We start from the raw sequence: 20,317 nt of genomic DNA on the forward strand, positions 1-20,317 counted from the left end.
CAAGATAATCTTGCAAAATATAGTGCAGGTTAGAGCTACCCTCGGAGGTTCTCGAATCAACAGCACAAATATCAACGCACTACCGCGTCGTAAAACGAAGCACTCGGCCTACTGAACGTCGATCAGTACATTATGCAGCGTCGATTCTCCGCTTGTGCCGGGTTTGAAGTTCTCAATGTTAAAATCTTTGTCCTCCAACGGCACTCTTTTCATAAACTCGTCCATGAATGCCTTTGGAACTACTCCAGTTGGCGTCCCGTGCAGCTCATGAACGTGCCGATAGGCTCGCATAAAGGCACGAAAACCGTTAGTTCTGTTCAGCATGTTTCCGCGATCCGTACTAGCCCAAGCAATTGGCCATCGTTCTTTAATCGCAGAATAGTAGTTGAAAACCACCTCAACGATTTTCACGTCTTTCTCTTCTACAAACAGATTTCTGAAGGGAAGCTTCCAAATTAGATCCGGATCTGCTTTTTCAAGCCGTTCCCCCTTCAACAACTTGTCTCTATCGACCTTTGGCTCAGAAGATACAAATCTCATGAGCGCCTCAACAAATGTCGCTTGGGAGATCGGCTCAAAGTCACGACCATCCGTAGCTACACCAAGGCGCTTAATTCTTCGATATAGAGGGCTGTTCTTATCTTGATCCAGTACAACTGCAACATTGTGACAAGTCTTTTGGGGGCTTCGCGATTTTGACAATGAGTAAAGATCGTAAGCTAGGCTTTTGTTGACTTTCTGTTGTTCCAAATTCACCGTTGCGAAAATATGCGCCTGATCTGCAATGTCCGCACCAACGAAAATGGTAACCGGCAAGTCAAACCTGTCGCCTGTGAAACCACGCAATCCAGCTATTCTATGTTGCCCGTCCAACACTCGTGCAATGTTCCTGATCGGGATTTCTGGCCTGTCACCATCCCTAGGCACGTTTGAAAGAGAAATAGTCTTCTTTTCTGCATCGTACTCAGCAAACTTCTCGTCGACTGCAATGATTATTGCGGTAGGAAAAGAAGCGTCAAAGAAGTTTACATACTTTTGCAAGCCATCAACGCGAGAGTTGATCAGCGGCCTCTGGATGCCGAGGTAGCGTTCAACATCTCGGTCCTCTTGAAGAACCCTACGAACATCAAAGTGCGTGATTTTTACAAGTTCATCATGAGGAACGCTTGCAATGTAAACGTCCCCAATTGGCTGTGTAGCCCTTAGGCACTCTAGCTCGATCACTACAGGATCAGGGTCAACTAAATTTAGTTGGTCAGACATCATCTGGTCTCCCATTCATCCATAAGATCGCGAGTGTCCGCCCCGAATTCCTGTGGCGTACTATCAAGTTGGAGGCGGTAAACGGAGACGCAAAAAAAGCACGACAGGGTAAAGCAATACATGATCCCAGAAACGAACAGTAAGTTCTCTGCGTTCGGTGTCCTTGCACTGTTTTCCAAACCCGCTTCGCGCAAAATACCGAAGAAATAAGCTGCAAACCCAAGAACTAAAGCAGATACCAACACAAACCAGATTCCGTATGGGAACTGAATTGTGTACATCCTAGGGAAAGTAGAGTGTTCCGTATCCCCGTCTGATGATACCGGCGACATTTCACCGTATTTTCTGGTAATTGAAAAAATCAACGGCCCGACCAAGGCCGCCGAATAGAGAAATAGTTCTCCTCCCCCAATGAAAGACTTAACCGTCGCCCAAAAGTCAGTGCCGTAAGCGAACTTCGAGATTATCGGGTAAAACCAAAGCGGCAAAAGTGAAAAAAGAGTCGCTGTAATTAGGTCTGTCGTCGCTTCCTTTACCGAACTCGACGACGAGTTAATCAGTTGCCCATAGATTGGGACCTTTGTGAACATCCAGCGTAGATTTCTCCTACTGATCCACCTCATAATTAGCACCCGACACAGAAGAGTAATTCGGAGGTTGGAACTCGTCGTCCCGACGGCCCTGCAATCACTGAATGCCTAGGCATTTCGTGCTTAGTGCCGAAGTCAGCATACAGTTCATCGATTGATGTGTGATTGGCGTTGCTCACGATGATTGCAGCGCCTCTCTCGGCAGCGCGATCCAAAGAGTCCCTCAGTCTAACCTGATCCTCCCAAGAGAAGATATTGTCATTGTACTTTACAAACCCGTTGAAGTTGTGCGCCACCGTGTACGGAGGGTCCACGTACAACAAATCTCCTTTGCGCGCACGGTCGATAGTGGATTCAAAATCTGCCACTGAAAGTTCCGCTTGAGACAAAGACGACGACAAGTCGTGAAAAGACTCAGTTTCAAATAGAACTTTGGTCTTTGTTCCAATCGGGACATTAAACTCACCCCGCCGATTTACGCGGTAAAGCCCGTTAAAACACGTCCGATTGAGGTAAAGAAATCGAGCAGCGCGATCAATTCTACATTCCGGAACCTCAGCTCGAACCTCGTAGTAGTATTCCTTGCTGTGTCGAAGTTGGTGTTTCGACAGCTTGTCCTGCACCTCTGAAGGCATATCTCGCACGACTTGGTACAGCTCTATAAGATCTCCATTCAGATCTGTGAGTACGGCCGACTTTGGCTGCAAACCAAAGAACACTGCCCCGCCGCCGAGAAAGGGCTCTAGGTACGTTTCGTATTTTTTAGGCAGTAAGTCCTGTAGATGTGGCAACAGCCAACGCTTACCACCTGCCCATTTTAAGAAAGGTTTGAGAGCTTTTTGCTCACCTGCTCCGTCCGCCTCCAAGGCATATACTCGCTTGTTATTGTTTGCAGAAATGCTGCTTTTGGTTGAACTACTTGATAACTCACTTCATCTGACAGGGATTTGCAAGGGATTTATACCGATTTGATACGAAAGGGACCTCTGGATTCCGGCCCCAACAGTACACCGCTAAAAACGCTAAAAGTAAGCCTTTATAAGTGACTGTTTTTATTGGGAGAAATTTTTTTTGGTACCGCCTCCCTGGCTTGAACAGGGGACCTCTGGATCCACAATCCAGCGCTCTAACCAACTGAGCTAAGGCGGCACTTGTGGAGGGCGATTTACCGAACGCGCACGGGGATTGCAAGGGTCTTAAAGCTGAATTCTCCAGCTTTGTTCGACCAGATCGACGCCGAATGAGCGTACCGGTTTGCTGTCAGTCAATTGCCACCCAAAGGCGCGGTACATGCCACAAGCAGCGCGGTGGCTTTCGTGGGTCCAAAGCACCATTTCGCTGTACCCAACGCCGCGTGCGTACTCCATGCAGGTGGTCAAAAGCCGTTTTCCCACACCTTGCCCGCGCGCTTGCGGCACCAGCAGGAACAATCGCAGCTTGGCCGCCTGATCGCTGTGTGCGACGCAAAAGATGCTGCCCAGGCGCGTACCGTTCTGCTCCGCGATCCAGCCGCATTCGCGGGTCGGATCGTGATCCGCAACAAATGCGTCCAGAATACGCGCCACCAACGCGCCAAAGCTGTCGTCGAACCCTTCGTCACGGGCGTAATGCGTGCCGTGTTGCTCGACCAGCCAAGGCGCGTCCTCGGCGCGGAAGGGTCTGAGAATAATGTCGTTCATGGTGCCTATGTTGACACAGGCCGCTTGATTCTCAACCCTTTGCGCGCTAGCACACAGGCTCATTCCCCGGAGGCGCAAATGGGTATCAACACCGAACGCGATATCGAAGCAAACCTGCAGATCGGGCCGACCGATCAGGGCATGGTGCGCCTGTTCATCGAAGGTGCCGGTATCGAGATTCCGATGGATTTCGACCCGGAAGAAGCTGAAGAGATTGCCGAGGAAATCCGCGCCGCAGCACAAGCCGCGCGCGCCGTCAAAGACTGACGCCCTAGACCCTGGGATCGCGCAGCATCTGCAACCGGCGGGCCGCATCGGTTGCAAACTTCTGGATCATCCTCTTCCGTCGAGCCGGAGCGAGTTTGGTTTCGGGGCCCATGCGGATGATTTCTGCGTCATAGGCATCGGCGATGATCAACCCGGTCTCGGGCGGTAGCAAGTCTACCGGGAACTCGGTATCGACAGCCCAGAAAAATCGGTCGCACCACTCCAGATAGCCCTGCCATTTCGAATCCGACTGATAGTCGGCGCGGCCGGATTTGCACTCGATCACCCACAGCTCACCCTTTGGGCCAAGCCCCATAACGTCCACGCGCAAACCGCGCGCGGGGACGAATTCTTCAACTGAAACATAGCCATGCGTAGAAAGGTGTCGCGAAACACCACGGGCCAGTTTCTGTCCGGGTTGCAGATCAAGGGTCATTTTCAGAATGTGAACAATTCATGAACAAAAATCAAGCGCCCGCTAGAGCTTGACATGATACCATATGGTATTGCATTAATATGATACCAAATGGTATCTCAATGAGGTGATCCATGGAAATACAGACCCAAAACGCGTTCCGCGCCCTAGCCGATCCGACCCGTCGGGACATCGTGCAGATGCTTGCATCCGAAGACATGACAATAGGTCAGTTGACGGACCGGTTTGACATGACCCGCGCCGCCGTCAAAAAACACCTGACCGTGTTGTCGGATGGCGGGTTGATTACCGTCGAGGCCCGGGGCCGCGAACGCATCAACAAACTTGAACCCATGGGAATGGCCCCGGTTCTGGACTGGCTCAGCTACTTTGACCGGTTCTGGGATGATCGTCTTGCCCAACTGAAAAAAGCTATTGAAGGACCCAAGAAATGACCCAAGCAGTTTTGCAGAAAACCATCTATCTCCGCGCTGATCCAGAAACGGTTTGGGATTACCTGACCGAGCCGGATCGGCTAGCCGAATGGTTTCACAAGCCAGAACGTCGGCTGGCACAAGGTCAGAAACTGGAGATGTTCGGGACAACCAGCGGCGATCTTCTGATCTGGGGAGAGGTACGCGAGGCGCGTCGACCCGAATATCTGGAATACACGTTTACGGTAAAACCGATGGGTGATGCGGTCAGCGTGGTCAAATGGACACTGGAACCGGTCGCCGGTGGAACGCAGCTTGGCTTGATGCACGAAGGGCTACCGCAAGGTGCCGAGGCATTTGGCCTGATCCTTGCGCTGGACAATGGATGGGACGACCATTTCGGCAAGATGCGCACTGCATTGCATGAGCCGGTCGACGCCTGACTCTGACACGAAACCCCTTGTACGAACCCGCCAGACGCCCTACTTAGGCCCGTGGCGGGTTCTGCCCTTCTCGTGACAGGCAGCATTCCGGTGGCCTTAAGCAATTCCGAGGGAGCTGGCTCTGTTCAGGTCCTGGCCTGATTACCTGGCGCCCACCTGTATACACAGGTCCTCGGGAATCAAAGCCCCACGGTTGACTGGTGGTCCCGCCACATTTTTCCAGATTTTCAACGCGATGCGCGCGCCTCTTGCTTGATCAGAGCAGGTTTCAGCGCATGCGCGACCGGCGTGCCACCCCGCGGGCCCTTGGGCTTTTCCGCCATGCTCATGATCGCATAGGCGAATTGGACCCCGGCAAAGACGATCCCGTTCATGAACCAGATCATGAACAGAGCAATCATTCCGATTTCGGACCCGGTGATCAGACTGCGCAGATTGGCAACGTTCAACGCAAGCAGCACACCGACGAATACGGCCGAGATCACAAAGCCAAGCGCGACTTGGGTGATGTAAAGGCGGATGAGTTTGGGCATATCGAACCTCCTTGCGCGTCGACATTCAGTCTAGCGCATGTCTGGTCCGGATAAACGTGTCAGAACGCCTCGGGCTTGGCCTCGCGGGCCATGTGATCCAGAACGGCGTTGACAAATTTCGGCTCTTTCCCATCCGGGAAGAAAGCGCGCGCGACGTCCACGAACTCGGTGATGACGACTTTCGGAGGCGTGTCGCTTTGGGTCAGTTCGGCCCCGGCGGCACGGAACACCGCGCGCAAGGTCGGATCGATACGCGCGATCGGCCATTTGGCCACCAACGCGCGGTCGGTCATCTGGTCGATGGGAGCCTGATAGTTCACCGCATCATCCACCAATTTGCGAAAGACGCTGATGTCGCCATCCAGCATCTCTTCGCCTTCATAGACAGCACCGAACCTGTGATCCAGAAACTCGTTCACGACTGCTTCGGTCGTCTGACCCGACTGTTCCATCTGGAACAGCGCCTGCACGGCATAAAGCCGGGCGGCGGATTTCATCAGGCGTTTCTGTTTGGCCGGTTTCGGCGCGTCTGTCTGGGTCATGCTGTCGTGGGTCCGTTGTTGTCGCCCGCCACAAGGATGGACTCGGACGGCGGCTTGAAGCCCACGCCCTTTTGGGAAGAGCCCCACTTACGGCTGAGCGCGATCAGATGCAAGGCCGCAGCCGCCGCGCCGCCACCCTTATTCATCTTTTCGGGATTGGCGCGCACCTCGGCCTGGTCGTCATTCTCGACTGTCAGGATACCATTGCCAATCAAAAGACCTTGCAGGCCCATCAACTGAATGGCACGGCTGGAGTCATTGCAGACAGTTTCGTAGTGCGTGGTCTCACCGCGAATAACGCAGCCCAGCGCAACATAGCCGTCGAAATTGCATTGCCTGTCGGCCATCGCTATTGCGGTCGGTATCTCCAGTGCGCCTGGCACCTCGACCACCTCGCAGGTGCCACCAGCGGCTTCAATCTCGGCCCTCGCCCCCGCAATCAGGTCGTCGGCGATGGCGCGATAGAAAGGGGCAGCCACAATCAGCAGCTTGACCGGCTTGTCGAAGCTTGGCGTCGGCAGGATGCCATGTTTGTCTTGTTCAGCCATGATCAGTCTTCCTTGAGGATCGAACGGGTGCCGACGATGGACAGGCCAAATGCGTCGAGGCCCAGATATTTGGTTTCCGGCGAATCCGTCAGCAGCACGAGTTCCTGAACGCCCATTTTGGACAGGATCTGCGCGCCAAGACCGGTTTGCTTGATGGTGCGCGGGCCTTCGTCCTCGGCCGCATAAAGCGAATTGCGCGGCTGGCGGAACAGGCAGACCACGCCGCGGCCTTCTGCGGCGATCTTTTCCATCGCGCGCGGCAGTTCCTTGGACGATTTCGGACCAAGACCCAGAATATCGGGGGCTTCGTGCAGCGCGTGGGTCCGGGTCAGGACGGGTTCAGCCGTGGTGATGTCGCCCTTGATCATCACCACATGTTCAATGCCATGGGTCTGGTCGGTAAAAATCCGCATCTCCCATTCGCCACCGAATTCCGACGTGACGATTTCGCGCGAGGTCTCGACCACAAGGTTGTCATTGCGCGAACGGTAGGTGATCAGATCGCTGATCGTGCCGATCTTCATGTCATGCGTCTTGGCGAACTCTACCAGATCCGGCAACCGCGCCATGGTTCCGTCAGCCTTCATGATCTCGCAGATGACCCCTGCGGGTTTTAGACCTGCGAGCCGAGAGATATCGACGGCGGCCTCGGTATGGCCTGCCCGCACCAACACACCGCCCCGCTTTGCGCGCAAAGGAAAGACATGGCCCGGTGTCGCGATATGCGCCATCGTGTTCTGTTCGTTGATCGCAGTGGCCACGGTCAGCGCCCGATCCGCCGCCGAGATACCGGTGCTGACGCCTTCGCGCGCTTCGATCGAAACGGTAAACGCGGTTTCATGGCGCGACGAATTGTTCACCGCCATCATCGGCAATCCCAGCGCGTCCACCCGTTCGGCCGTCATCGGCAGGCAGATCAAGCCGCGCCCGTGGGTTGCCATGAAGTTGATCGCCTCGGCATCCGCGAATTCGGCCGCGATCACCAGATCACCTTCATTTTCGCGATCTTCGTGATCGACCAGAATGTACATCCGGCCTTTGCGCGCCTCTTCGATGATGTCTTCGATCGGGCTGATCGCGTCACGCAGCTGGGCCTCGACCGGTCCGGGGGTTTCAAAGCTCATGGAGCAGCCTTTCACATGGCATGTTTGCACGGCGGGATAGACCAGTCGGACGCCAAAAGCCAGAGCACAATCGGCCAGCGCCTCGCAAGCAGGGGCAGTGTAGACGTAACCTTACGACATTTCGGCAAGTCGCGCGACGTAACGGGCCAGAGTGTCAATTTCCAGGTTGACCCGATCGCCGAGGGCGACATCGCCCCAGGTCGTCACTTCTTTGGTGTGTGGGATGAAGTTTATGCCAAAGTCGCATCCCTCGACGTCATTGACCGTCAGCGAGGTTCCGTTCAGCGCGACAGACCCTTTCGGCGCGATGAACCGGGCCAGGTCCTTGGGCGCGCGCAGGGTGACACGCGTGCTGTCGCCTTCATCCGCGATTGCAACCACCTCAGCCACGCCATCCACGTGGCCCGATACGATGTGCCCGCCCAATTCGTCACCCACTTTCAAGGCGCGCTCCAGATTGACCCGCTTACCAGGCGTCCAAGCGTCCAGATTGGTTTTCGAAACGGTCTCGGCGCTGATCTGGACGTCGTACCAATCGTTACCCAGCGCGATGACCGTCAGACAAACGCCGTCGCTGGCTATCGAAGCACCGATATCAATGCCAGCTGTATCGTAGCCGGTTTTGATCCGCGCACGCAGATCGCCCTGCTGGTCCAATTCGGTGATTGTTCCGATATCCGTGACGATCCCTGTGAACATTTCGTTAACCCTCTGAGCCTAGCTTCGAATGCCGAGGTAAAGGCCTGAACCCCGACCGGCAAGACCCGGCTTGTCGGGAATGTGACAAACAGGCATAATTTTCGCAATAAACACATGAGCAGTCGCCAATCAGGCCATATGACACAGCGAACCGATCATCCCAGGCAACGCGTGTTCCTGTTCCTTCAGGGTCCGCACGGGCCGTTCTTCAACGCACTGGGGAAAGTGTTGCGCGCAGCGGGGGCGCAGGTTTGGCGCATCGGGTTCAACGCCGGTGATCAGGCGTTCTGGAGGGATACGGACAGCTATATCGCCTTTCGTGCACCGGTCGCGGATTGGCCATCCTTCCTTGCGGACGTGATCCGGGATCGAGGCGTGACCGATATCGTGCTTTATGGCGACACCCGCCCGATCCATGCGCGTGCGGTCGAGGTCGCCCGCCGACTCGGCCTGACCGTGCATGTCTATGAAGAAGGCTATCTGCGCCCCTGGTGGGTCACGTATGAGCGTGAAGGGTCCAACGGCAATTCTCGCCTGATGGCGTTGGAGGTCGAGCAAATGCAATCCGCGCTGGCGCAGTCGGATGCACAGACGCCTCCGCCCCCATCACATTGGGGCGATATGCGACAGCATATTTTCTACGGGGCGGCCTATCACGGCTTTCTCATGTTTTTGAACCGTGGGTACCGCAACTTTCGCAGACACCGTGAATTGCCGGTCGCGCGTGAGTTTCAACTGTATTTCAAACGGTTGATGCTGATGCCCCTGCACCGGCTGCAACGCCGCTGGGCCACCGCAATGGTGCGCCGGGGGGGCTTTCCCTATCATCTGGTGCTATTGCAACTGGGCCATGACAGTTCGGTCCAGTCGCATTCCGAGTTTTCGGGCATGTGCGATTTTCTGGACACGGTCATTGCGGGTTTTGCAACCGGCGCACCCGCGCATCATCGTCTTGTCATCAAGGAACACCCGCTGGAAAACCACCGCGAGCCACTTCGCAAGCGCGTGCGCCAATTGGCCCGGGACCACGGACTCTCTGACCGTATTCACTATGTCCCCGGCGGGAAACTGGCACGGCTGTTGGATGACGCGCGTTCGGCTGTCACAATCAATTCGACAGCTGGTCAACAGGTGTTGTGGCGCGGGATTCCTTTGCGCATCTTCGGACGTTCGGTTTATGACAAACCGCAATTCGTGTCGCAGCAATCTGTTGCTGCATTCTTTGCCAGACCCGATCCCCCAGACGCAGCCGCCTATCGCGTTTATCGGCGGTTTCTGCTCGAGACCAGTCAGGTGCCGGGCGGCTTTTATTCGCGCCGGGGAAGACAACAACTCTTGCGACGCGCCGTTGATATGATGCTGCGGGATCGGGACCCCTACGAGGCCGCCCTTTCCGGCAACGCGACCAACGCGCCACAGTTAAAACTCGTTGAATGACACGAAGCCAGCTGTCGCTGGATGTTTGTCAGTGAACAGGGTAACTTGCGCAAAAGAACAATAAACTGAGGACATTCGGCAGTGACGCGCATCCCAACCCGATGGATACGGGCGGTCTCCTTTGTGGCGGCCGCTGGACTGCTGGCAGCGTGCCAGCTTCCGAAATCCGGCCCGAACAAAACCGAAATTCTGGCTGGGTCCACGGCGAATGGCGGGAATGCCTTTGTTGTCGAGGTGGATGACCGGGTGACCCGCGAAACTGCAGCCATACCTCAGTTTGGATTCTCGCAAACTTTCCGCAGCGCCCAAAGCGTCGCCTCGGATACAGTGCGCCCAGGTGACGTTCTGGGATTGACGATCTGGGAAAACGTCGAAGACGGCCTGTTGACCTCGCAAGCCGGTACCGCCACGGCGCTGGACGAAGTTCAGGTCGACAATGACGGCTTCATCTTTGTCCCCTATGCCGGACGTCTACGCGCTGCGGGCAACACGCCCGAACAATTGCGCACGCTGATTTCCGAGAAACTGCAGGAACAAACCCCGGACCCGCAGGTGCAGGTGCGCCGCGTGGCGGGTGATGGCGCGACTGTTTCGCTGACCGGAACGGTCGGTGCGCCGGGTGTCTACCCGATCGAACGCCCGACCGGAAACCTGTCCGGCATGCTGGCCAAGGCGGGCGGCGTGTCCGTGTCGTCGGACATTGCACTGGTCACGGTCATTCGTGGCAGTCACAAAGGTACGGTCTGGTACGACGACCTGTTCCGTTCGCCCCAAACGGATATCGCCCTGCGTGGCGGTGATCGCATTCTGGTCGAGGAAGACAGCCGGTCCTATATCGCGTTGGGGGCGACCGGAGGACAATCTCGGGTGGCGTTCGAAAGCCAGGATCTGTCGGCGCTTGAGGCCATCGCACAGGTTGGCGGGTTGCAATCCCTGTCCTCGGACCCAACCGGTATTTTTGTTCTGCGCAAGGAACGTCAGGACATAGCGCGCAAAGTTATGGGCCGCGCTGACCTGCAGGGTGATCAGCGTATGATCTATCTGCTGAACCTGACCGCGCCCAATGGCCTGTTCATCGCCCGCGACTTTGTCATTCGCGACGACGATACGATCTACGTGACCGAGGCTCCTTATGCGCAGTGGACCAAATCGATCTCGTTGATCGCAGGAGGCCTGACACCAATCGCGAACGTGGCCACTCTGACAGGCAACTAACGCGTGTTTCCGGACATCGACCCAACGGTTGAAGACGAACGCAAACGGTTGTTTGTCTACAACGGCGGGTTTCTGACGCAGCGGCGGCTGCGCCGTATCCTCTCGCTGTCAGGGTACGACATCCGGCTGGGACTGCCCAAAGAGGGTGATCTGGTCGGTATCTGGGGCGATAGCCCAACGGCGCATCGTGGCTTGCGAGTCGCCGAGAAACGCGCGGTCCCTGTTCTGCGGATCGAGGATGCGTTTCTGCGATCGCTACATCCTGGCCGCAGCGGAGAAGCCCCATTGGGGCTTTTGTTGGATCGGTCCGGTGTGCATTTCGACCCGTCCCGCGCTAGCGATCTTGAGCAGTTGCTGGCGACGCATCCTCTGGACGACACCGCCTTGCTGGACCGCGCACGCGGCGCGATGGAGCGGCTGCGCGAACTGCAACTCAGCAAGTATTCAGCCTTTGACCCGGATATTTTGCCGCCTGACCCGGGTTATGTTCTGGTTGTCGATCAGACGCAGGGTGACGCGGCGGTCACCGCCAGCGCGGGCGACCTTGCGCGCTTTCGTGAAATGCTGGTCATCGCGCAGGAAGAAAACCCGGGCGCGCGCGTGATTATCAAATCCCACCCCGAAACCCTTTCAGGCTACCGCGGCGGCTACTTTTCGGATCAGGACCAAAGCGATCGCGTAACGTTGCTGAAAGAGCCAATCAGCCCCTGGCCCCTGCTGGAGGGTGCCGTTGGTGTTTACACCCTGTCCTCGCAACTTGGATTCGAAGCGATCCTTGCAGGCCACAAACCGCGCGTGTTCGGGCAACCTTTCTATTCCGGGTGGGGGTTGACGCAGGACGAAGACCCCCTGCCCCGCAGGCAACGCGCGTTGACACGGGCACAGCTGTTTACCGCAGCAATGATCCTCTATCCGACCTGGTACGATCCCTATCGCGATCAGCTCTGCGAATTGGAAACCGTGTTGGACACGCTCGAGGCCCGAACCCGTGCCTGGCGCGAGGATCGCAAGGGATGGACCGCCTCGGGAATGCGCGTGTGGAAGCGTCGGCATCTGCAACAGATGTTCGGATCACATCACAAGTTGAGGTTCACCAACGAGCCGCCCGCTAAACCGGATCGACCTCATATGGTCTGGGCGCGCCACGCTGGTCAATTGCAAGATGTGACCCGCATCGAGGACGGGTTTCTACGCTCACGCGGGTTGGGGGCAAAACTTGTACCGCCGCTGTCCCTGGTGACGGATGATGAGGGCATCTATTACGACCCGACACGTCCAAGCCGATTGGAGAACCTGATCGCAGCACGGGAAAACCTGCGTTCGGATCAGCAATTGCGCGCTGAACGGTTGGTATCGCGGCTGCTTTCCGAGGGGTTGAGCAAGTACAATGTGGGCCAGGCTGCACCCGATCTGCCCGAGGGTCACCGGATACTGATTCCAGGGCAGGTCGAAGACGATGCCTCAATCTTGTTGGGCACCAGCGCCACCCGCACGAACCGTGATCTTCTGGTTGCGGCGCGCGAGGCAAATCCCGATGCCATCCTTATCTACAAGCCCCACCCTGATGTCGAAGCCGGGTTGCGTGATGGCGGGATGGATACCGGTGGGCTGGCCGACATGGTGGTCAATGGCACCGACCCTGCCGCGCTGCTGCCGCAAGTTCACGAAGTCTGGACCATGACATCCCTGCTAGGGTTCGAGGCGTTATTGCGCGGCGTGAGGGTGACGACTCTGGGAGCGCCATTCTACGCCGGATGGGGGCTGACGACCGATCTGGATATCGTACCGGCGCGGCGCGGGGCGCGGCCTTCCCTGTGGGGGCTGGTCCATGCGACGCTGATCGACTATCCGCGCTATCTGGACCCGGTCACCGGTCTGCCCTGCCCGGTCGAGGTCGCTGTTGATCGGTTAGCATCGGGACAGCAACCTGCCACGGGTCTTGCGAACCGCTTGCTGGCAAAACTTCAGGGCGTATTGGCGACGCAATCGCATCTTTGGAGATAGCCCTAGCGGGCCATCCGGCCCCAACGATGCAAAACGTCCGGGCCGATAACCTGTGTGTCGATCAGTTCGAACCGGGGGGCAGCTTCCAACGTCTCGAGCCCTAACGCCCCAACCGCTGACAACCCTTCGGCACCAATTGTCAGCCCGGCGGTAAAGCCCACAAGCTCGTCTACAAGATCTTCGGCCAAAAGTGAGGCTGCCAACCCTGCGCCGCCTTCGCAAAATACGCGCGTCAACCCGGCGTGACCCAGTTGCTGTAACAAGTCCGCCGCATCAATCTGATGCTCATTCAGCGCGCAGGGGATCAGGCGCGCACCCAAGTCCTCCCATGCCCGCGCCCGTTCTGCGTCAGGGCGGGGCCCGTGGCACAGCCACAGCGGAACCTGAGATGCCGACCGCGCAAGCTGACCTAGAAGGGGCAGGTCCAGATGACGCGACACGACGACCCGGACAGGCTGTTGGTCGATCCCAAGATCGCGCACTGTCAGCGATGGATCGTCGGCGCGCGCGGTACCCGCCCCGACCATCACGGCGTCATGCCGAGACCGCATCGCGTGCACCGTACGTCGCGCTTTGGGGCCGGTGATCCACTTGCTGTGGCCAGTCTCGGTGGCGATCCTTCCGTCAAAGCTGCTGGCCAGTTTCAAAGTGACAAAAGGGCGGCCCTGTTCGGTTTTCAGAAAAAACCCCGACAAATCCCACGCTGCCTGCTCCATCAGGACACCTGTCGTGACCTCAATGCCGGCGGCGCGCAGCATTTCAAAGCCCTTGCCTGCGACCCGTGGATCGCTGTCCTCGATGGCCGAGACGACGCGAGCCACACCTGCGTCGATCAGAGTCTGGGCACAGGGCGGCGTCTTGCCAAAATGGGCGCAGGGTTCCAGCGATACATAGGCAGTAGCGCCGCGCGCGGCATTACCTGCCTGTGCCAACGCCACAGGCTCGGCATGCGGACGACCGCCCGGCTGGGTCCAGCCTCGCCCTACGATCTGCCCGTCACGTACGATGACGCAACCCACGGATGGGTTGGGCCAGCACGTCCCCTGGCCGCGTCGCCCCAAGGACAGGGCCAACGCCATATATCGCTTATCTGTTTCGCTCACTCGTCCGTAGAAGGCTGCGGCGGGCGCAGTTCGTGGACAAACTCCTCGAAATCATCGGCCGCCTGGAAATTCTTGTACACACTTGCAAACCGAACATAAGCGACCGTGTCGATCCGGGCCAGCGCCTCCATGACGATTTCACCGATTTTGTTTGAGGGAATATCCGTATCCCCCATGCTTTCCAGACGCCGCACGATTCCCGAGATCATCTGATCAATGCGATCCGGGTCGATCGGGCGTTTCTGCATCGAGATGCGGATCGAGCGTTCCAGCTTGTCGCGATCGAAATCCTCGCGCTTGCCGTTGGTTTTGATGACAACCAGATCGCGCAGTTGCACCCGTTCATAGGTGGTAAACCGGCCCCCACAAGCCGGGCAGAACCGGCGCCTGCGGATCGCGACATGATCCTCTGCCGGGCGTGAATCCTTGACCTGAGTGTCGATATTTCCGCAAAACGGGCAGCGCATCCGCCGTCTCCTCGTCCCTAGCTTACCTCTTTTTGTAAGCGCTTCGGCTTACTTATCCACAACTATAGGGCAGCCTCTAGGGTTTGGGTAGTCGGAATTTTTCACCGCAATATAAAGGGGTCACACAATATGGGCCGCGACCTTTCGTGTATGCGGTGCCCTGCGATGTTCGAACAGGTATATCCCTTGCCATGTACCCAGTGCGGGTTGGCCATTGGCCATGGGGATCGACAGTGACACCGGCATGACCGCCGCCTTGATATGGGCCGGCATGTCGTCGGGCCCTTCGTAGGTATGACGCAGATAAGACATCGCGGGATCGTCCGATGGCGGAACCAACCGGTCAAAGAAGGCTTTGAGGTCGGTTTGAACCTCGGGATCCGCATTTTCCTGAATGAGCAGCGAGCACGAGGTGTGGCGAACGAACAAGGTCAGCAGGCCAGCACCGGGTTGCTCTTTGACCCAAGCACGAACAGGCACCGTAAACTCATAGAGTCCGGCGCCTTGCGTATCGATCGAAAACTCGGTCTGCACCCTCAATTCCTGAAAAACGGCAGATAGTTGCAACGGGCATTCGCGCCCTGCACCGACATGCTGTCACCCACCTTAAACGGCGAAAGCGGATTGCTGCCCTGTTGCGGAACATCCGTGGGCATCGTCAACGTGAATTGCACCGCGGTTCTGCGCCCTGTCGTTACGCTTGGGCCATATCCGCGCAATACGTAAATCCTTTGCTGCCAACCCGCACCCAGCTTTCTGCGCGCAAAATCGGCAGCCGCGCACCAATAGCCGTCGACGAACTGATCGGTCCTTGGGATTACCTCGAAATCCGTACCGCTCATGGGTTCGGTCCGATAGCCGTTGGGCGCGGCCGAAACCAGCGCGGGAAGACTCAGCAGCATGGCAAGGGCGGAATATGCAATGATCTGTTTCATAAAATCCATCTTTCCTGTTCTGACATGACACATAGGTTAGGTCACCCCTTTTCGGAATACAGGGGACCTCACAGGTATTTAAGGCTGAAGCTGCGCTTCGTGATCACGCGTCAGCCAACCGTGATACCGGATCAACTGACCCAACCCTGGCATTCGGGCAGAAATATCAAAACGGAACCGCCCTAAATCATCTTGCCATTCGCAGGACGAGGATTTCGGCAGCAACGCTTTCGGGCAAGGCACACCCCAAAGCTTTAGCCGGATCACGTCAATGGTCAGTCGATCCCCGGCCAAAACTGGGCGTATCCAGATGGTCAACCCGCCGATCTGTTCCCGAACGCAATTGCGATGCGAGTCGTATGTCAGGTTGGACCGCGTCACATGACCCGCAAAGTCCCGTGACCAGATCCGCCCCTCACCCTTTGGCTGCGTCACCAGCGCGACTGGTAAATCTTGCCCGGACCGTGGGAACCGGCCGACGTGTAATGCAAAAGCCACAAGCACTCCCTTGCCCCGCTCTATATGGCAACGACCGCGAAACGTTCCCGGCTGATCGTGCAGATCAAAAACGGCTTTCGGCAGCGTGGCCCCCTCCGGCAGAGCGCACAAAAACGGGTCGCTCATCGCTTCAGTACCCGCCCGGCGCAAATCGACTGCGAAGTTCGGGTCCGGGAACCAGACAACTGCGGGCGCGGCCAAACAGTTTGTATCGGTTGCGTGCAATCAACCGATAGACCAGGGTCTTCGCGAAGTCGGGCAGATACCTGCATAAGGCCAATCCGCGCCATGGCCACGGCAGCGCGGCCATCGCCGCCGCAAACGCATCCAGTTTTTGGTGAACCTGCCCATTCACAATGACCAGATAGGTTTCAAAATCGTCTGTTCGCAGCCCAGAGGCCCGATACAGGCGCTGACCAAGCCGGGATTGCGCCGTTGCAAAGCGAAACCGGCGCGCTTTGTCGTGTCGGAGCATGAAGTGAAAGAACCGCGAACACAGCACGCATTCGCCGTCAAAGACGATCAGGTCGTGATCGGGCAATGATCCATCTGGCTGCATATCTGCATTCGCCTTATGCTGCATTTCGCCCATGCTGGCATCCCAGCCATTGCGACCGCAATGCGACATCTCGGACAGGTCAGAAGGATGTGGCGTGCCGGGGAACCCTTTGAAACGGTTTTGGTATTCCGCTCTCCCAGGCTCTGGCCCCATCCCCATAAGGGCGCTGACCCGACAACTCGGCAAATCTAGGCACACCACTGGCCCGGGTCTTGGTCTTACGGGACAATTCCTTTCGAGATTCAGCCAAAGGAGCCGCGAATACTGGCAAATCCCAGAGGGCACCTGCATGGGATAGCGGCATGCTGTATTTCTCTGCTAGAGTTACAGGAAGATTAACGCGCTGGCGCGGACTGGGCCATGGAAGTCGATATTTCAAGAATTCAATTGCTGACCAAAGTGTTGGAAGATCAGACGGGTGATCCGTCGGTGGTCGATCATGTCTTGCAGACAAGCGGATTGAGCAGACCCGAAATCGAACCCCCTGCCCAAACCTTCAGCGCCCATAACGAGGCCCGTTTCGTGCGTCACGCCTGTGACGCGCTCGAGGATATCACCTTTGGTGCGCAGGCCGGGCTGCAGTTCAACACGTCGTCGAGCGTGACTGCCTATATCAGCAAGTACTCCCGTGATTTGAGGCAGGTTCTGGAAAACACGACCCGGTTTCACCAGATAATCGACCCGTCGCTGGCCCTTACCCTGCGCGTGTCCGGAAACGCAGCCACGTTAGAGGCTGATTGGAAAGACGCCACATTCTCTCGTTACCATCGCAGGACGGAATTTCTGCTGTTTGCCGCGGTTGCCCGGATGCGGGCACTGACTCAGGTCGCGTTTCATCCGTTACAAATACGGTTTCAACACGAGGTTGGCCAACATGCCTCGCAATACGCCAGAATCGGCGGCTTTCCCGTCGAATTCGGAACCGAGAGCCTAGAAATCATAGTGTCCCTGTCGTCTCTTGACCTGCCGGTTCCGACCTATGACCCCAGCTTGCGGGCGCACCTTCTGGAATACGGCGAACGCCTGCTGGCAGAACGGCAGACACCCAAACAGAGAACACGCGCGCAGGTCGAAGGGTTGATCACCCGTTCGATGCCAGGCTGCATCCTTCAGGTCGAAGACGTCGCTGCGCAAATTGGCGTCAGCCCGCGCACCCTGGCGCGACGCCTGAACGACGAAGGCACGACTTATCGCGAGGTGGTCGATGACCTGCGATGTGATTTGGCACAGACCTTCATCAAGAATGGCATGAATCTATCGGAAATTTCCTATTCTCTGGGCTATGCCGACCATGCAGCGTTTTCGACCGCGTTCAAACGCTGGACGGGACAAGCTCCCAGCGCATTTCGCAAGCGGGTCGATCACCCCTTGCATCCGCACTAGGCGTGGCCGGGGGTCAACAGCGCGTCAGCCTCGCCCCGGCCGGTCCATGAGTGGACACCGGCGATATAGAAGGCCCGCCAGAAAAACCCTTTTGAGTTCTCGCCAAATTGATGTGACGTTGAGACAACGTGAGGCGCACCCGCCAAGAAAAAAGGCGCCCCGTTTGGAGCGCCTTGAATTCACTGATCCAGGAAAGACCGCAACTTTCGCGACCTGCTGGGATGTTTCAGCTTGCGCAACGCCTTGGCCTCGATCTGGCGGATACGCTCGCGGGTCACGCTGAACTGCTGGCCCACTTCTTCGAGCGTATGGTCGGTGTTCATGCCGATGCCAAAGCGCATCCGCAAAACCCGCTCCTCACGCGGGGTGAGCGAGGCCAGAACCCGGGTCGTGGTCTCTTTGAGGTTTTCCTGAATGGCGCTATCCAACGGCAGCACAGCATTCTTATCCTCAATGAAATCGCCCAACTGGCTGTCTTCCTCGTCGCCAATCGGCGTTTCGAGGCTGATCGGTTCCTTGGCGATCTTCATCACCTTGCGAACCTTCTCCAACGGCATTTGCAGCTTTTCGGCCAGTTCCTCCGGTGTCGGCTCGCGGCCGATTTCGTGCAGCATCTGGCGACCGGTCCGAACCAGCTTGTTGATCGTCTCGATCATGTGAACCGGAATTCGGATGGTCCGCGCCTGATCCGCGATAGACCGCGTAATCGCCTGCCTGATCCACCAGGTCGCATAGGTCGAGAACTTATAGCCGCGACGGTATTCGAACTTGTCCACCGCCTTCATCAGTCCGATGTTACCTTCCTGAATAAGATCAAGGAATTGCAGGCCGCGGTTCGTGTATTTCTTGGCGATTGAGATCACCAGACGCAGGTTGGCCTCGACCATTTCCTTCTTGGCCTGCCGCGCCTCTTTCTCGCCCTTCTGAACCTGCTGCACGATGCGGCGGAATTCGGGGATGTCGAGACCGACATACTGACCGACCTGCGCCATGTCATTGCGCAAGTCTTCCACCTTATCGGTCGAGCGTTCGATGAACATCTGCCAGCCCCGGCCCGGCTTTTCGGCCATTTCGGACAGCCAGTTCGGGTCCAACTCGCGCCCGCGATAGGCGTCAATGAACTCACGCCGGTTGATTCGCGCCTGATCCGCCAGTTTCACCATCGCGCTGTCCAGCGACATGACGCGGCGGTTGATGCCATAAAGCTGGTCGATCAGCGCTTCGATCCGGTTGTTGTGCAGGTGAAGGCCGTTCACCAGTTCAACGATCTCGGCGCGCAGCTTCTGATAGGTTTCCTCGTCCTCAGCGCTGAAGGTGCCGTCTTCGTTCAGCGTCGCCGAAATCCGGCTGTCCTGCATCTCGCTGAGTTGTGCGAAGTCGGTCGAGATACGCTCAAGCGTGGTCAGAACCTGATCTTTCAGTGCCGCTTCCATTGCAGCCAGCGACATGTTGGCCTGATCGTCTTCGTCATCATCGTCATCGCTGGCGATGGGGTTGCCATCGGCGTCCAACTCAGGACCGCTCTCTTCCTTCGCGGGTTTGGCGGCCTGGACGGTCGAGGTATCGACAACCGGTTCTTCGACGTCGCCGTCTTCGTCCAATTGATTTCCGAACGTTGTTTCCAGATCAATAACGTCGCGCAACAGAATGTCTTCGCTCAACAATTCGTCGTGCCAGATCGTAATCGCCTGGAAGGTCAAAGGGCTTTCGCACAGGCCGGCAATCATTGTATTGCGACCGGCCTCGATCCGTTTGGCGATGGCAATTTCGCCCTCACGGCTCAGCAGTTCGACCGATCCCATCTCACGCAGATACATGCGCACTGGGTCATCGGTGCGATCCAGCTTTTCGGTTGCGGCACCCGCCAGCGCAACCTCGCGCGGGCCTTCGGTGGTTACCAGTTCGGTCGAGCCTTTGTTCTCTTCCTCTTCGGCCTCTTCATCTTCGATGATGTTGATGCCCATCTCGGACAGCATCGACATAACGTCTTCGATCTGTTCCGAACTCACCTGATCAGGCGGCAGAACCTGATTGAGCTGGTCGTAGGTGATGTAGCCTTTCTCGCGGGCCTCGGCGATCATCTTTTTGACCTGGGCCTGGCTCATGTCCAGCGAGATTTCCTGTTCCTGCTCGTCGGATTTGCGGTCTTCGTTCGTATCCTTGGCGGCCATTCAATGCT

At 57.1% G+C, this 20,317-nt stretch carries 24 protein-coding genes and 1 tRNA gene; 7 read left to right on the plus strand and 18 right to left on the minus strand.

What is annotated here, in order from left to right:
* Positions 1-108: 108 nt before the first annotated feature.
* The 5 genes from ACR0LX_RS04950 to ACR0LX_RS04970 form a co-directional block, all read right to left on the minus strand.
* Positions 109-1,263 carry a DGQHR domain-containing protein gene (locus tag ACR0LX_RS04950; RefSeq protein ID WP_170403749.1) on the minus strand — a complete coding sequence of 385 codons (1,155 nt, stop codon included), beginning with the start codon at positions 1,261-1,263 and terminating at the stop codon, positions 109-111.
* Positions 1,263-1,853 (minus strand): hypothetical protein, encoded by a 591-nt coding sequence (locus ACR0LX_RS04955; RefSeq protein WP_170403752.1) that lies wholly within the window; start codon positions 1,851-1,853, stop codon positions 1,263-1,265. Before ACR0LX_RS04955 ends, ACR0LX_RS04950 begins: the two co-directional genes overlap by 1 nt.
* A 35-nt stretch (positions 1,854-1,888) precedes the next feature.
* On the minus strand, positions 1,889-2,719 hold the full coding sequence (locus ACR0LX_RS04960) for a DNA adenine methylase (RefSeq protein ID WP_170403754.1): 831 nt from the start codon (positions 2,717-2,719) through the stop codon (positions 1,889-1,891).
* A 206-nt stretch (positions 2,720-2,925) separates the two neighbouring features.
* A tRNA-His gene (locus ACR0LX_RS04965) sits at positions 2,926-3,002 on the minus strand.
* A gap of 47 nt (positions 3,003-3,049) precedes the next feature.
* Positions 3,050-3,532, minus strand: a complete 483-nt coding sequence (locus ACR0LX_RS04970) for an N-acetyltransferase family protein (protein WP_480782766.1) — start codon at positions 3,530-3,532, stop codon at positions 3,050-3,052.
* Positions 3,533-3,610: 78 nt separating this feature from the next.
* Here ACR0LX_RS04970 and ACR0LX_RS04975 point away from each other — a divergent pair, with 78 nt between their 5' ends.
* Complete coding sequence (locus ACR0LX_RS04975) at positions 3,611-3,799, plus strand: DUF6324 family protein (protein WP_480570853.1); 189 nt, start codon at positions 3,611-3,613, stop codon at positions 3,797-3,799.
* Positions 3,800-3,803: 4 nt separating this feature from the next.
* Here ACR0LX_RS04975 and ACR0LX_RS04980 read toward each other — a convergent pair whose 3' ends face one another.
* The gene (locus tag ACR0LX_RS04980; protein ID WP_480782767.1) at positions 3,804-4,235 is read right to left on the minus strand and encodes an MmcB family DNA repair protein; all 432 of its coding nucleotides are present in this window, start codon (positions 4,233-4,235) and stop codon (positions 3,804-3,806) included.
* A gap of 113 nt (positions 4,236-4,348) precedes the next feature.
* Here ACR0LX_RS04980 and ACR0LX_RS04985 point away from each other — a divergent pair, with 113 nt between their 5' ends.
* Positions 4,349-4,669 (plus strand): ArsR/SmtB family transcription factor, encoded by a 321-nt coding sequence (locus ACR0LX_RS04985; RefSeq protein WP_480782768.1) that lies wholly within the window; start codon positions 4,349-4,351, stop codon positions 4,667-4,669.
* Positions 4,666-5,091, plus strand: a complete 426-nt coding sequence (locus ACR0LX_RS04990) for an SRPBCC family protein (RefSeq protein ID WP_480782769.1) — start codon at positions 4,666-4,668, stop codon at positions 5,089-5,091. The genes ACR0LX_RS04985 and ACR0LX_RS04990 overlap by 4 nt, the downstream gene beginning before the upstream one ends.
* Before the next feature lie 227 nt (positions 5,092-5,318).
* On the opposite strand, the gene ACR0LX_RS04995 is transcribed toward ACR0LX_RS04990, so the two are convergent.
* The 5 genes from ACR0LX_RS04995 to ACR0LX_RS05015 all read right to left on the minus strand — a co-directional run bounded on the left by ACR0LX_RS04995 (position 5,319) and on the right by ACR0LX_RS05015 (position 8,537).
* Positions 5,319-5,624, minus strand: coding sequence for a hypothetical protein (locus ACR0LX_RS04995; protein ID WP_480782770.1), 306 nt, complete (start codon positions 5,622-5,624; stop codon positions 5,319-5,321).
* 59 nt (positions 5,625-5,683) lie between these two features.
* Positions 5,684-6,166, minus strand: a complete 483-nt coding sequence (gene nusB / locus ACR0LX_RS05000) for a transcription antitermination factor NusB (RefSeq protein WP_480782771.1) — start codon at positions 6,164-6,166, stop codon at positions 5,684-5,686.
* Positions 6,163-6,714, minus strand: a complete 552-nt coding sequence (locus ACR0LX_RS05005) for a 6,7-dimethyl-8-ribityllumazine synthase (RefSeq protein ID WP_480782772.1) — start codon at positions 6,712-6,714, stop codon at positions 6,163-6,165. Before ACR0LX_RS05005 ends, nusB begins: the two co-directional genes overlap by 4 nt.
* Before the next feature lie 2 nt (positions 6,715-6,716).
* Positions 6,717-7,838, minus strand: a complete 1,122-nt coding sequence (gene ribB, locus ACR0LX_RS05010) for a 3,4-dihydroxy-2-butanone-4-phosphate synthase (protein ID WP_480570874.1) — start codon at positions 7,836-7,838, stop codon at positions 6,717-6,719.
* A 111-nt stretch (positions 7,839-7,949) separates the two neighbouring features.
* Positions 7,950-8,537 (minus strand): riboflavin synthase, encoded by a 588-nt coding sequence (locus tag ACR0LX_RS05015; RefSeq protein WP_480570877.1) that lies wholly within the window; start codon positions 8,535-8,537, stop codon positions 7,950-7,952.
* Between the two features lie 138 nt (positions 8,538-8,675).
* Here ACR0LX_RS05015 and ACR0LX_RS05020 point away from each other — a divergent pair, with 138 nt between their 5' ends.
* The 3 genes from ACR0LX_RS05020 to ACR0LX_RS05030 all read left to right on the plus strand — a co-directional run bounded on the left by ACR0LX_RS05020 (position 8,676) and on the right by ACR0LX_RS05030 (position 13,193).
* Complete coding sequence (locus ACR0LX_RS05020) at positions 8,676-9,974, plus strand: capsule biosynthesis protein (protein ID WP_480570880.1); 1,299 nt, start codon at positions 8,676-8,678, stop codon at positions 9,972-9,974.
* An 81-nt stretch (positions 9,975-10,055) separates the two neighbouring features.
* Positions 10,056-11,189: a polysaccharide biosynthesis/export family protein gene (locus ACR0LX_RS05025; RefSeq protein WP_480570883.1), complete on the plus strand. Its 1,134-nt coding sequence runs from the start codon at positions 10,056-10,058 to the stop codon at positions 11,187-11,189.
* 3 nt (positions 11,190-11,192) lie between these two features.
* Positions 11,193-13,193 carry a capsular polysaccharide biosynthesis protein gene (locus ACR0LX_RS05030; RefSeq protein ID WP_480782773.1) on the plus strand — a complete coding sequence of 667 codons (2,001 nt, stop codon included), beginning with the start codon at positions 11,193-11,195 and terminating at the stop codon, positions 13,191-13,193.
* 2 nt (positions 13,194-13,195) lie between these two features.
* Here the strand turns inward: ACR0LX_RS05030 and ribD are convergent, their stop codons facing one another.
* The 6 genes from ribD to ACR0LX_RS05060 all read right to left on the minus strand — a co-directional run bounded on the left by ribD (position 13,196) and on the right by ACR0LX_RS05060 (position 16,788).
* Positions 13,196-14,296 (minus strand): bifunctional diaminohydroxyphosphoribosylaminopyrimidine deaminase/5-amino-6-(5-phosphoribosylamino)uracil reductase RibD, encoded by a 1,101-nt coding sequence (gene ribD / locus ACR0LX_RS05035; protein WP_480782774.1) that lies wholly within the window; start codon positions 14,294-14,296, stop codon positions 13,196-13,198.
* Positions 14,293-14,763 carry a transcriptional regulator NrdR gene (gene nrdR / locus ACR0LX_RS05040; protein WP_039525240.1) on the minus strand — a complete coding sequence of 157 codons (471 nt, stop codon included), beginning with the start codon at positions 14,761-14,763 and terminating at the stop codon, positions 14,293-14,295. Before nrdR ends, ribD begins: the two co-directional genes overlap by 4 nt.
* 120 nt (positions 14,764-14,883) lie before the next feature.
* Complete coding sequence (locus ACR0LX_RS05045; protein ID WP_480782775.1) at positions 14,884-15,297, minus strand: secondary thiamine-phosphate synthase enzyme YjbQ; 414 nt, start codon at positions 15,295-15,297, stop codon at positions 14,884-14,886.
* A gap of 2 nt (positions 15,298-15,299) precedes the next feature.
* Positions 15,300-15,698, minus strand: a complete 399-nt coding sequence (locus tag ACR0LX_RS05050; protein ID WP_480570895.1) for a hypothetical protein — start codon at positions 15,696-15,698, stop codon at positions 15,300-15,302.
* A 78-nt stretch (positions 15,699-15,776) separates the two neighbouring features.
* Complete coding sequence (locus tag ACR0LX_RS05055) at positions 15,777-16,322, minus strand: DUF4166 domain-containing protein (RefSeq protein WP_480782776.1); 546 nt, start codon at positions 16,320-16,322, stop codon at positions 15,777-15,779.
* A 4-nt stretch (positions 16,323-16,326) separates the two neighbouring features.
* A complete protein-coding gene (locus ACR0LX_RS05060; RefSeq protein WP_480782777.1) occupies positions 16,327-16,788 on the minus strand; it encodes a thiol-disulfide oxidoreductase DCC family protein in 462 nt (153 codons plus the stop codon).
* Between the two features lie 327 nt (positions 16,789-17,115).
* Between ACR0LX_RS05060 and ACR0LX_RS05065 the strand changes: the two genes are divergently transcribed.
* Positions 17,116-18,138 (plus strand): helix-turn-helix domain-containing protein, encoded by a 1,023-nt coding sequence (locus tag ACR0LX_RS05065; protein WP_480570903.1) that lies wholly within the window; start codon positions 17,116-17,118, stop codon positions 18,136-18,138.
* A gap of 179 nt (positions 18,139-18,317) precedes the next feature.
* Here ACR0LX_RS05065 and rpoD read toward each other — a convergent pair whose 3' ends face one another.
* Positions 18,318-20,309 (minus strand): RNA polymerase sigma factor RpoD, encoded by a 1,992-nt coding sequence (gene rpoD, locus ACR0LX_RS05070; protein ID WP_480782778.1) that lies wholly within the window; start codon positions 20,307-20,309, stop codon positions 18,318-18,320.
* Between the last annotated feature and the right edge of the window lie 8 nt (positions 20,310-20,317).

This window comes from Ruegeria sp. CH11, assembly GCF_056537105.1.